Genomic DNA, 8,501 nt, shown 5'->3' with positions numbered 1-8,501 from the left:
TTCCACAACTATTAATTGTGGAATGGCCTTTTAACTTATTTTAAATCTTCAATTGAGAAAGCACCTGGCAGTAACTGTTCCACAGTCACTTCTTTTTCATCACCTTTTACATTCGTTAGTAATACAGGCATTTTCGGATCACAAAATTCAGCAATAACTTGTCTACATGCACCACATGGTGAAATCGGTCCGTCTGTTTCGCCTGTAATGACTAAGTAACTAAAATCGCGCTCACCTTCTGATACGGCTTTAAAGATCGCTGTTCTTTCTGCACAGTTACATAAACCGTAAGAAGCATTTTCTATATTACAACCAGTATAGATTTTACCTTCTTTTGTAACTAGCGCTGCACCAACAGGAAATTTAGAATACGGAATATAAGCTTTCGATAACATCTTATTTGCTTCTTCGATATATTTTTTCTTATCCATATTATTTCCTCCTCAAAGTAAATGTAATTATGATTAGTCAATAATAACTGTATGAACTAATTTAGGAGCCACTGCTGTTTCAGCGATAGAAATGTTTTCATAAATTTTAGCTTTTACATCTTCTACATTTTCGCGATTTGCATAAATCGTTACGAACGGCTCGCCTTCTTTTACTGCATCGCCAACTTTTTTACGTAACATTAATCCTACCGCTAAATCGATTTCATCTTCTTTTGTCGCACGACCTGCACCTAATAACATAGCTGCGATACCGATTTCATCTGCAACAATGTTTGAAATCACACCTGAAGTTTTTGCAGGTACATCAATTACATACTTCGCCTGTGGCATTTTTTCTGGATTATCTACAATTGAGCTGTCTCCGCCTTGGTTGCTTAAGAACTCTTTAAACTTCTCAGTTGCTTTTCCATTTTTCATCACTTCAATTAGCATTTCACGAGCTTCTTCTAATGTATTTGCTTTTTTCGCAAGTACGACCATTTGGCTTCCTAATACAAGTACTAATTCTGTTAAATCTTCTGGACCTTCGCCTTTTAAAGTATCAATTGCTTCCTTCACTTCTAGAGCGTTACCAATCGCAAAACCAAGAGGTTGTGACATATCTGAAATTACTGCCATCGTTTGACGTCCAACATTATTTCCGATACGTACCATTGCATGAGCTAATTCTTTTGCATCTTCTTCGGTTTTCATAAATGCACCCGCACCTGTTTTTACATCAAGTACGATTGCATCAGCACCAGCTGCAATTTTTTTACTCATAATTGAACTTGCAATTAGAGGAATTGAATTTACTGTTCCTGTTACATCACGTAATGCATAAATCTTTTTATCAGCAGGTGTTAAGTTTCCTGTTTGTCCGATAACAGCCACTTTGTCACGGTTTACAATATCAATGAACTGTTCTTTCGTAATTTCAACGTGGAATCCTTCTACCGCTTCTAATTTATCAATTGTCCCGCCCGTATGTCCTAAACCACGACCAGACATTTTTGCTACTGGTACATCTAAAGCAGCGACTAATGGTCCTAATACTAATGTTGTTGTATCACCAACACCGCCAGTTGAATGCTTATCTACTTTAATGCCTTCAATTGCTGATAAGTCGATTGTTTCTCCAGACTCAACCATTGCCATCGTTAAATCTGCACGTTCACGATCTGTCATATCTTTAAAGAAAATTGCCATTGCAAGTGCACTCGCTTGATAGTCAGGAATACTTCCATCTGTATAACCGTTAATAAAGAAATTAATTTCTTCAGTCGTTAATTCTTTTCCATCACGTTTTTTCGCAATAATATCTACCATTCTCATTACAATCACCATTCCTTTTTATATTATATGAATCTGTTAAAATAATAAGCCAACGATTGTTGCTGATAAGAAACTTACTAACGTTGCACCGAAAAGTAATTTCAAACCAAATCTTGCGACTACATTCCCTTGTTTTTCATTTAAGCTCTTAACTGCCCCAGCAATAATTCCAATTGAAGAGAAGTTTGCAAATGAAACTAAGAATACAGATATAATCGCTGTCGTTCTATCTGAGAAATTAAAGTTTCCTTGTGCTAAATCTGTCATCGCAACAAATTCATTTGATACAAGTTTTGTCGCCATAATATTCCCTGCGTTAACTGCTTCATGCCATGGAACACCCATAATAAATGCAAATGGTGCAAATACATAACCAAGAATTTCTTGGAATGAGATACCGATTACACCTTTAAATACTGCATTAATGAATGCGATAAGGGCAACGAAACCAATTAACATAGCTGCTACTGTAATCGCAACTTTAAATCCATCTATAATGTATTCCCCTAATACTTCAAAGAATGTCTTTTTCTCTTCTTCTTGTACTTCTAACATATCTTCTTCTTCAGTAACTTCATACGGGTTAATGATAGAAGCAATAATGAAGCCACCGAATAAGTTAAGCACTAAAGCGGTTACAACATATTGCGGTTTTAATAACACCATATATGATCCAACGATAGACATAGATACTGTAGACATTGCAGATGCACATAATGTATACATTCTTTTCTCTGGCAATAATCCTAGTTGTTTCTTAACTGAAATAAACACTTCAGATTGTCCTAAAATCGCAGAAGCTACCGCGTTATATGATTCGAGTTTCCCCATCCCATTTACTTTACTTAATACTAGACCGATAGATTTCACAATAATAGGTAATACTTTAATGTGTTGCAAAATACCTATTAAAGCTGATATAAATACGATTGGCATTAATACACTTAAAAAGAATGAAAACTCTTTTTGATTTACTAATCCACCAAATACGAAATTCACACCATCAGCGGCATATTTTAATAATTCTCCAAAACCATCTGCTATTCCGCTAATTAATATATTCCCTACGCTTGTATTTAATAATAAAAACCCCAAAATGAATTGTAATATAACCATCGTTATGATTGGGCGATATTTGACTTTCTTTCTATCATTACTAGCAAGCCAAGCGATACCTAAAATCAATACGAGGCCTAAAACACCGATTAAGTATTTCATAAGCCGTCTCCTCCCATTCGTATCCGCTTACATTCTTTTCAATTGTTAAAGCAATAGATACACTTTACTTTAAACGTGTATCTATTGCTTTTCACACTTTATTAATTAGTAATTATCTGTAGCACCTTTTGCATCATTTAATACGATTGCAACACTAGCACTTGCTCCAACGCGAGAAGCTCCAGCCTCTACCATTTTGTCTGCATCTTCACGTGTACGAACGCCGCCAGATGCTTTCACGCCAACGTTTGGTCCAACTGTTTTACGCATTAATGCGATATCTTCTGCAGTTGCTCCGCCAGTTGAGAATCCAGTTGAAGTTTTTACGAAATCAGCGCCAGCTTTTACTGATAATTCACAAGCACGAACTTTTTCTTCATCTGTTAGAAGGCAAGTTTCAATGATTACTTTTACAAGAGCTTTTCCTTTTGCTGCTTGTACTACTTCATAAATGTCTTTTTCAACGAACTCATTGTCGCCATCTTTTAAAGCACCTACGTTGATTACCATATCAACTTCAGTTGCACCTTTTGCGATAGCATCTTTTGTTTCGAATGCTTTTGTTTCAGTAGTGCTTGCTCCTAATGGGAAACCGATTACAGTACAAACGTCTACATCATGTCCAGCTAATTCTTCAGCAGCTAGCTTTACCCATGTAGGATTAATACAAACTGAAGCAAATTTGTATTGCTTTGCCTCTTCGATTATTTTCATAACATCTTCTTTTGTAGAATTTGGTTTTAAAATTGTATGGTCAATTAACTTTGCAATGTTCATTATCTTCACTCCTCATATCTTTTAACAACTTCATTCTAACTCTTAGTTGAACAAATGTAAATACACTTTTGAACTTTTGTTCATTCTTTTTTAGAAGGGAATTTCTAGTAATACATTGAAAGTAGTATAAGCTTGTAAATAAAGGATGTGAACCACTTGTTTAAGTCAAAATTCTTTATATTCACATTGCTAGTATGCACCTCACTATCCATATTTATTTTTTATAAAAGGGATGTTATTTTCCAAGAAGGAAACCCAGTTCCATTTGCTTTAGCTATGTCTAAGATGGTTATTCAAGATAAAGAAATGGTGGAAGTAGAACCGATAGATAATCAATACCCCTACTTAGTAAAGCGCGGAAAAATGGAACCTTTTATCGATATGATGGAGCAAGATGGCTGGAGTTTTGTAGATAGAGATATTATGGCTAACTCACTAATTTTTGAAAAAGGAGATCAATCAAAGAGCGTTCCTTACAAATACTTTACAAGGTACTACACATTGATTTATTCATACTAAAAATAAAAGGCTTTCTCAAAATTAATATTTTGAGAAAGCCTTTTATTTCTAACCTTTTTGATAATGTAACAATTCTTTCGCTGTATGCTGATCTATAATTAGTACATTTGCATACCCGCCACGTAACGCACCGTCAATTGCTTTTATTTTTCTATTACCACCTGCAACTAAAATAGAACGTTTCTTTAATTTAAGTTCCTCTAACTCAATTCCAATTGTACGCTTATTAATTTCTTCGCTACTAATATTTCCGTCTCCATCAAAGAAACGTGAACAAATGTCACCGACAGCTTGTTCTTTCAAAATGTTCGTTTCATCCTTATCTAAATATCCTAATCGGAATAATAACGCTTCATCACGCACTGTTCCAACAGTGAAAATTGCAATATTTGCTTGTTTCCCCATTTCAATAATGTGATGAATATGTCTATCTTGCTCCACTAATTCTTTTGTCACCGCATTATCAAATATAACTGGAAGAGGTAGATTTCTTGGCGTCGTTTGAAAAGCATCTGCAAATAACGCGATCGTTTCATTCGCATATGTATTTACACTTGAGTGACTAATGCCACCCTTTAACTGGACAACCTCTACACCTTTCACATGTTGCGGTACGATTTTTCTAGCGATTTCATACATCGTCATTCCCCAGCTTACACCAACGATATCACCAGTTTTCACTGTCTTTTCCATATACTCAGCTGCATATTTACTAATATACTCCGTAATCGTTGCATATTCTGGTACTGGAGAAAATACGACATGCGCTTCTAACAGGTTATACTTTTCTTTAAGTAAATTCCCAACGTTATCTAAGTCAGCAAATGGATCAGCTATACTAATTTGAACAAATCCTTTTTCTTTCGCATACTTCAATAATCTAGAAATCGTCGGTCTTGAAATATTTAATTTATTAGCAATTTCTTGCTGACTATAATCTGATTGATAATATAATCTTGCAACTTCAACGCTTAATTGTTGTTTATCCTTATCCATAGTAACTCATTACATATCCTTTCCTGTATTTCCTTTTCGTTACAAGCATTATACAGCTTTATGCAAAAAAATTCGACTCCCTTATTTATCAACCTAAACTTCTACTCCACTTAGGATTTACAATGAAACTTTTATTTTTTAGCTTCATACACTCGATACAAATGATCTTTAATCAGTGGGGGTTTTGTTCATCCCCCACTGATTATTAGCCCTCACCAATCGGGCTTTTACGGGCAGTAAGACTCCCACCTAACTCCCTCGTATTCGCCGAATTTTGAGGTGGGAGTCTTACTGCCCGCAAATAGCGGGATAAATCGATTCATATTTAATTCATTCTTTTTGTTCTTTCTGTAGTAACAATAACAAACATTAAATATCGTTTATGGAACTTCCTTAACGTACGGTAAAGCCAAGTTTTTTAATATAGAAATTCCTTAGCGTGCGAAATTCACGTTTTGATGGCGAGACCCCATCGCCATCAAGCTAAAATTTTATAGTACCCCCAGAACGAAATTTTGTGCTACTTGTAACAAAAAAGCACATTTTTTCGTTTTGGGGAGCAACCAAATTCTTAACTTGATGGTGATGGGATATTTACTTTTCTGAGCTTGATAGCGATGGACGATATCCCTATTACGTAATGATTGTTAGACGTCCAATTTGATTACACTCTTCAGCGAACCAAAGATCGCCATCCGGACAAAACGTGATACCATGTGGCTCTGCATTATTTGTAGGTATCGTATATTCCGTAATAACTCCTTCAACTGTAATACGGCTGATTTGGTTACCTCCCCATTCTGTGAACCAAAGATCTCTGTTCTTCCCAGGTATTATGGCATGAGGACGAGCGTTCGGCGTCGGTATAACAAATTCTTTGATCTCACCTTCGAACGTAATTCTACCAATTTTATTGCCTATGATTTGCACAAACCATATTGCTCCATCTGGGCCGCTCGCAATTCCAACTGGCCCGGAGTTGGGTGTTGGGATTGGATATTCTTTGACCTCACCTTTAGTGGTTATTCTCCCAATCCTATTGTTCTGATTCTGTGTAAACCATAATGCACCGTCTGATCCCAGAGTAATAAAAGAGGGAAATGATTTGGAGTTAGGCAATTCAAACTCGGTGATTTCCCCTGACTTTGTTATTCTTCCGATCCTACCATTATTCATTTCTGTAAACCATATTGCTCCATCTGGGCCTTCCGTTATGCCAAAAGGTGCAGCGTTCGTTGTAGGGAGTACATATTCTTCAAAAAGACCGTTCATCGACATTTTACCGATCTTGCTTGAGTTATATTCCGTAAACCATAAGTCACCGGTCTGGTCCGAGATAATTGACATAGCTCCTGCATTTGCTGTCGAAATGGGAAAAGAATTTATTTCACCAGTAGCATTTATTCTACCAATTCGATTCCCTTTCTGTTCCGTAAACCACAATGCTCCGTCTTTTCCTACGGTTATTCCATATGGTCCTGAATCTATTTCATTGACCACATATTCTTGTATCGTGATCCTCATATCATTTCCTCCCATTGAAAATTTTGAGTCTTGTTTTTCGGTATAATTTAGTTTAAAAAAGGACATTCCTGGTATTACAGTGGATGCCCTTTTTGCTAAATTATAAGATATTTTGTTAGAATTCAAAGTCTAGAATCATTTTACTGGTTTGACCTGTAAACTTATAATTATAGGACCCTTTCAGGCTTTCTAATTCACCAGTAGCTTTGATGATTGTTGCAGGAGAATCTAGATTTCCTTTATCAAATATCCCTTGCTCTATAGCTATAAATGTCCCTCGTTTTCCCTTATAAATTCCTTCGAAATGTAAAAATCCAGAAATTTTAGCAGTAGCCAAGTGACCATCATCTATAGTTGATTCTAAATAATATAATAAATATTCAACAAAAGCTTTTCCTTTTAATTCACCGTCAATATCATATTCGACATGGGCAATATTAATAGGGAAATCTTTTCTAGTGTCATTGACTGGCTTTTCATCCCATTTACTTACTGTAAATGTTACTTCCATACGCGTAAACCTCCCTTCATCATTAGATGAGTAATCTACCTCCAGTATATCACCTAAAAAGTACCATCAATAATTATATCTCATAGGAGTGTTTCTAAAGTAACGGATGCTGCTGGTAAGACCCTGTTAAGAGCAAAAGACGACTTATTTTTTGTTCTTCTTATATGACATTGAAAGTAAATTTTTATTTAACAGTTTACTTTCATTTCTATTAAAAAAGAACATGTAGAAATTACTACATGTTCTTTATGAGACGGTTCATTTTTAAATATTACGTATCTTCTAGATTTTTTTATTATATAGTTGTGTCCTTCTATTTCTTTTCCCTCATTTCAACAGCAAAGTTCATGATCTCTTCCTCTGTTAATTTTTCTTCAGTGGTTAAGATCGGACGGATTACTCTATACATTTCTTAATTATTTCAATTGTACTAGAAATTGTGAATTAAAAAAGAGAGCCGTAGCCCTCACTTTCAATTAATAACAATTAAGGATGCTTCGAGGGTATTTAATAGCCTACATTTTAAGGAATGTAGGCTAAGTAATATAAGTTAATCTGTTATTAATTTTGAATAAATACTTAGATCAATAAACTTTTCATTAGATTTTTCACACTTTCTCATTGTCCCTTCGAATGTAAAGTTTAACTTTTGTAAGACTTTTATTGAATTGATGTTTTCAGATTCAACTTTTGCTTCTATTCTATTGAATTCTAAAGTACTAAACGCATAATCCATTAAAGAGAGAATGGCTTCTGGCGCATACCCCTTACCCCAAAAAGCTTTACTAATATCGTAACCAATTTCTGCTTTGGCGTTTTTGAAATCAAATGAATTATAACCACAAGAACCGATAATTTCATTTGATTCTAATTCAATTATTGAATAACGAATAGCTCTGTTTTCCCGAGATAACTTATCAAGCATTTCAATCATATCTACCGCTTGGCTTTCATCAGTAAAACTATTAATATTCATAAATTTTGTAACTTCTGGATCCGCCCAAATTGTAAACATGCTAGCTGAGTCTGATACTTTCATTTTTCTTAAAACTAATCTTTCGGTTTGTAGTTCTGTAATCAATATTTTTACCTCCATTATGTTTTTATTTTGGGGTCAAGATATTGATATCTGCGCATAGTTCAGTCCCTTCGTGTTTCAAGATAATATTATTATAAAAGCTATAAAGGAT

Annotated in this window: 9 protein-coding genes; 1 reads left to right on the top strand and 8 read right to left on the bottom strand. The window is 34.9% G+C overall.

From position 1 onward, the window contains the following. Positions 1 to 35: 35 nt before the first annotated feature. The 4 genes from AB3X49_RS13920 to deoC all read right to left on the bottom strand — a co-directional run bounded on the left by AB3X49_RS13920 (position 36) and on the right by deoC (position 3,761). Positions 36 to 431: a cytidine deaminase gene (locus AB3X49_RS13920; RefSeq protein ID WP_000358532.1), complete on the bottom strand. Its 396-nt coding sequence runs from the start codon at positions 429 to 431 to the stop codon at positions 36 to 38. 33 nt (positions 432 to 464) lie between these two features. After that, positions 465 to 1,766, bottom strand: coding sequence for a pyrimidine-nucleoside phosphorylase (locus AB3X49_RS13915; protein WP_353824809.1), 1,302 nt, complete (start codon positions 1,764 to 1,766; stop codon positions 465 to 467). A gap of 36 nt (positions 1,767 to 1,802) precedes the next feature. Beyond that, entirely contained in the window at positions 1,803 to 2,984 is a 1,182-nt protein-coding gene (locus AB3X49_RS13910) for a NupC/NupG family nucleoside CNT transporter (RefSeq protein WP_002035026.1), read from the bottom strand. Between the two features lie 105 nt (positions 2,985 to 3,089). Beyond that, complete coding sequence (deoC, locus tag AB3X49_RS13905) at positions 3,090 to 3,761, bottom strand: deoxyribose-phosphate aldolase (protein WP_078178674.1); 672 nt, start codon at positions 3,759 to 3,761, stop codon at positions 3,090 to 3,092. Between the two features lie 156 nt (positions 3,762 to 3,917). On the opposite strand from deoC, the gene AB3X49_RS13900 reads away from it, so the two are divergent. Then, positions 3,918 to 4,280, top strand: a complete 363-nt coding sequence (locus AB3X49_RS13900) for a hypothetical protein (protein WP_002086260.1) — start codon at positions 3,918 to 3,920, stop codon at positions 4,278 to 4,280. Positions 4,281 to 4,328: 48 nt separating this feature from the next. Here AB3X49_RS13900 and deoR read toward each other — a convergent pair whose 3' ends face one another. The 4 genes from deoR to AB3X49_RS13880 form a co-directional block, all read right to left on the bottom strand. Next, on the bottom strand, positions 4,329 to 5,276 hold the full coding sequence (gene deoR, locus AB3X49_RS13895) for a DNA-binding transcriptional repressor DeoR (RefSeq protein WP_000356572.1): 948 nt from the start codon (positions 5,274 to 5,276) through the stop codon (positions 4,329 to 4,331). Positions 5,277 to 5,909: 633 nt separating this feature from the next. Further along, entirely contained in the window at positions 5,910 to 6,800 is an 891-nt protein-coding gene (locus AB3X49_RS13890) for a Vgb family protein (RefSeq protein WP_367962798.1), read from the bottom strand. A gap of 115 nt (positions 6,801 to 6,915) precedes the next feature. Continuing rightward, positions 6,916 to 7,311 (bottom strand): DUF3224 domain-containing protein, encoded by a 396-nt coding sequence (locus AB3X49_RS13885; RefSeq protein ID WP_002141295.1) that lies wholly within the window; start codon positions 7,309 to 7,311, stop codon positions 6,916 to 6,918. A 550-nt stretch (positions 7,312 to 7,861) separates the two neighbouring features. Continuing rightward, on the bottom strand, positions 7,862 to 8,392 hold the full coding sequence (locus AB3X49_RS13880; protein ID WP_002126830.1) for a GNAT family N-acetyltransferase: 531 nt from the start codon (positions 8,390 to 8,392) through the stop codon (positions 7,862 to 7,864). Positions 8,393 to 8,501: the final 109 nt, after the last annotated feature.

It is taken from the genome of Bacillus sp. C30 (assembly GCF_040838255.1).
Classification (GTDB): domain Bacteria; phylum Bacillota; class Bacilli; order Bacillales; family Bacillaceae_G; genus Bacillus_A; species Bacillus_A mycoides.
Note: the sequence above shows the minus strand (reverse complement) of the source record. Positions and strands in the feature narration are given on the sequence as shown.

Bases quoted from the DNA above. Each gene is read 5' to 3' on its own strand.
- AB3X49_RS13920 (WP_000358532.1), bottom strand. From the start codon at position 431: ATGGATAAGAAAAAATATATCGAAGAAGCAAATAAGATGTTATCGAAA.
- AB3X49_RS13915 (WP_353824809.1), bottom strand. From the start codon at position 1,766: ATGAGAATGGTAGATATTATTGCGAAAAAACGTGATGGAAAAGAATTA.
- AB3X49_RS13910 (WP_002035026.1), bottom strand. From the start codon at position 2,984: ATGAAATACTTAATCGGTGTTTTAGGCCTCGTATTGATTTTAGGTATC.
- deoC (WP_078178674.1), bottom strand. From the start codon at position 3,761: ATGAACATTGCAAAGTTAATTGACCATACAATTTTAAAACCAAATTCT.
- deoR (WP_000356572.1), bottom strand. From the start codon at position 5,276: ATGGATAAGGATAAACAACAATTAAGCGTTGAAGTTGCAAGATTATAT.
- AB3X49_RS13890 (WP_367962798.1), bottom strand. From the start codon at position 6,800: ATGAGGATCACGATACAAGAATATGTGGTCAATGAAATAGATTCAGGA.
- AB3X49_RS13885 (WP_002141295.1), bottom strand. From the start codon at position 7,311: ATGGAAGTAACATTTACAGTAAGTAAATGGGATGAAAAGCCAGTCAAT.